At 51.7% G+C, this 1,844-nt stretch carries 1 protein-coding gene and 2 pseudogenes; 1 reads left to right on the plus strand and 2 read right to left on the minus strand.

Features of this window, described 5'->3' with window-relative positions:
- On the plus strand, nucleotides 1-559 hold a 559-nt coding region (locus tag ACPLUI_RS14485), incomplete at its 5' end, for a hypothetical protein (RefSeq protein WP_424660947.1).
- 312 nt (nucleotides 560-871) lie between these two features.
- On the opposite strand, the pseudogene ACPLUI_RS14490 reads toward ACPLUI_RS14485, so the two are convergent.
- Both ACPLUI_RS14490 and ACPLUI_RS14495 read right to left on the minus strand, forming a co-directional pair.
- A pseudogene (locus tag ACPLUI_RS14490) lies at nucleotides 872-1,006 on the minus strand (ATP-binding protein); the annotation flags it as partial.
- A 66-nt stretch (nucleotides 1,007-1,072) separates the two neighbouring features.
- Nucleotides 1,073-1,844: pseudogene (locus ACPLUI_RS14495) on the minus strand (hypothetical protein); the annotation flags it as partial.

The raw sequence follows: 1,844 nt of genomic DNA on the forward strand, positions 1-1,844 counted from the left end.
CGGTTATGACCCCGAACCCCGGGCGGAATGGCTCTTCACCCCGGTGGAAGTGGTGGTACTGAATGCACCCCACACCCTTTCTTCCCTCCCCTGGATGCTGGCCGGCGCCCTGCCGGTCCACACCCCGGATCCCTCCTTTAAGGCGGAACTGGAAAAGCTGGCTTTCCGGCGCGACCGCCCCACACCGGAAGAGGCTGCCATAGCCGCCTGGCGGCTAAAGGCAACCTGGATCGTCCGCACCGCCCGGGGCCAGGTTTTTGCCTCCTATGAGGGCATTCTGCGCACCTGCCTGAACCTGGCCCACCGGGCAGTGGTCAGGCTGGGGCTACCCGTACCGGAAGAACGGCAACAGCTGCCCCTGGTACTGTACCGGTCCGGCATCATAACCCGGCGGGCGGCTTCCTTTATCACAGAAGCCATCAATATACTGTGCCACGACCGTGTAAACTTCCAGGCGTGGGAATACCTGCACCATCACCTCCACCTGCTGGCCGACTATGCCCTGCAGGTGGAAGACGCCCTGGAAAGGACCGTGAAGCAGCAGCAACCGGCGGGATAGAGCCTTGCGGCGCCACCTTGATGGCCGCTTCATCCTCACTGATGGCCAGAAGGTCCAATTCGTTACGCCCGTCCCACCAAGGGCCTCAGATTTTCTGCAAAATGGAAGGAATGGCCGGATTGGTCTCCATAAGGTAGGGGAATTCATCCAGCACCACAATAAGCCTCTCCTCGCGGGCCAGCCCGCCCATAAAACGGAAGGCAGCTTCCCAGGAAGGAAAGAAAAACCCGTTTCTGCCTGTCCGTAGGCCTGCTCCCACAGCCGCTGCGAAAAAGCGGCCAGCTGCTCCAGGCCGGGCGTCAGGTCAGCCACAAAAAAGACGTGTTTCTTCTCCCGGCAAAAAACCCTGAGCAGTTCCGTTTTCCCCACCCGCCGGCGGCCGTATAACACCATCAGCCCAGCACGACCGCTCCTATAAGCCTCCTCCAGCCAGTTCAATTCCGTTTTGCGGTTTTTAAAAAAACACTTACATTACCTCGCGTGATTAGTCTAATCTGATTATACTAAAAATAGTCATGAGCGAAATATAGCCGCTAACCGTAAAATCGTCTTCAAAACCGTCCGGGGTTTTGAACTAAGATCAGTTAGTGACATGTCCTTGTTCTGTTGTCCATTACTTATGATCAATCGATCCTCCCAAACTCTTATGGTCACGTTATCAAACTTGATTTCATTAACCCTACTGGCAACAGTCAACTGCCTGTTCTGAACCTTACACTTAACCTTCTTACCTAATCTCCGAAGTTCCTTCCAAAGTCTCAATTCTTCTTCAGACCTTAGGCTTAATTCGGGTAATTCTTGTGCTTTTTGGAGCAAGTATAGAGTTGTATATAAATGAGTTCTCACCCCGTACCCGGCTGCCTTTATAGGCGTTACAAGATTTTTCCATTCACTTACCGTAAACTTGACGTAAAGCTCAACGCTATTTCTAGGCAGTTCGGTAATATCCTTTCTCTTTACTACCTCCATCTTATCTACCGGCCCGTAATATTGGATACCGGATTCATCTCCAAAGACTGTCTCTGGTTGATAGAGAGCTATATAGTCGACGTTAAAACAAGTTCTCTTTACCCGTTGGTAGGGTATATGATAAAAACGATTATTAAGATTGACTCTTAGCTGCTTCTCATCTCTCACTACCCCGACCAAAACAGTTCTCGGACAGAACTTTTGCTTATAATACAATTTGGACCCCGCCTGAGGAACCGCCCGTTCAAAGGCCGAATCAGGTGTGTCCATAATCAATTCATCCAAAAAGCTTTCAACTAAACCGGTCTCCCCTGGA

Origin of the sequence: Desulfofundulus sp. (assembly GCF_049701015.1) — a bacterium.
GTDB lineage: Bacteria > Bacillota > Desulfotomaculia > Desulfotomaculales > Desulfovirgulaceae > Desulfofundulus.